The 538-nt window shown below is 57.6% G+C and carries 1 protein-coding gene; it reads right to left on the bottom strand.

Translation table 11 applies throughout. The features are described from left to right. The coding region (locus tag F0319_RS18845; RefSeq protein ID WP_149367550.1) for a phage tail tip fiber protein at positions 1-538 on the bottom strand (538 nt) is incomplete at both ends.

Here is a 538-nt window from a genome sequence, read left to right as displayed (position 1 = left end):
ATGTAGACCTGGTCGGCCTTGAACGGAAAACGCGATTTAACTGCGATGCCAGACGTCACGACCGAAAGCTGCATACCGGCATCGTAGTAAGTCCCGTTATACGTCACGCCAGCCTTAAGGCTGTATGTGGCACTGCCGCCAGCATGGTTAAACGAAGACGTCATCTTCTGCTCGATAGCTGCGGACTGCTGCCCGAACTGCGCCGCGACCTGGGTCTTATACTCCGCCAGCGCGCCAGCTACGTCGGCAGTCGCCGTTTGTACCTGCTGGATGGCGGCTTCCTGTTCCCCGAACTTAGCGGCAACAGTTTGTTGGAACTGGGCGAACGCTTGTTCGTGCGTACTCTGCGCCGTCTGCAGCGTGTGGATCGCCGCTTCAGCATCGTCCAGTCTCGTGCCGATCAACGTCTCCAGTTGAGCGACCGCCTTGTGGGCGTCCGCCGCCACGTTATACGCGACCGAGATTTCCGCATAAATACCCTTGTACTCGGTGCGGGCGTTAAACAATTGCTGTGCGTCGGTGAGCATGGCTTCATAAA

It is taken from the genome of Enterobacter vonholyi (genome assembly GCF_008364555.1).
Taxonomy (GTDB): Bacteria; Pseudomonadota; Gammaproteobacteria; order Enterobacterales; family Enterobacteriaceae; genus Enterobacter; species Enterobacter vonholyi.
This window is presented reverse-complemented; position numbering and strand designations above follow the sequence as displayed.